General features: G+C 61.7%; 1 protein-coding gene. It reads right to left on the reverse strand.

What is annotated here, in order from left to right; translation table 11 throughout:
* Window positions 1-376: oleate hydratase (locus KVS67_RS11665; protein ID WP_217565413.1), on the reverse strand; the 376-nt coding region annotated here is incomplete at both ends.

Raw genomic sequence — 376 nt, forward strand, 5'->3', positions numbered from 1 at the left:
GATCTTCTTGCCCACCTCGGTGGAGCCGGTGAACGCTGCAGGTACAGCTTCATCCCCAGCGCGGAGTGCCAGTTCTCGAACGCGAACATGGTCCGCCAGTACAGCCAGAACTTGCTGTCCAGGAAGTCCTCGCCGAAGACCTCGTCGATGCGCTTGTCCTCCATCTCCTCGCGGGAGGCGAGGAACACCCTGACCATCTCCTTCTGCGCCTTCTCGCTGAGGCCAAACTCGCTGTTCGTGACGAACTCCTCACCGCGGTTGTGCGTGACGCGGTTGAGCGAATAGTTCGGGTCGGCTTTGTTGGGCCAATAGAACTCGGCCAGCACTGACCCCTCGACCTCGAGCGGCGGGATGGTGCGGAACAGATCCCACACGC

The sequence above is a fragment of the Micrococcus sp. GbtcB5 genome (assembly GCF_019091605.1).
In the GTDB taxonomy this organism is placed as follows: domain Bacteria; phylum Actinomycetota; class Actinomycetes; order Actinomycetales; family Micrococcaceae; genus Micrococcus; species Micrococcus luteus.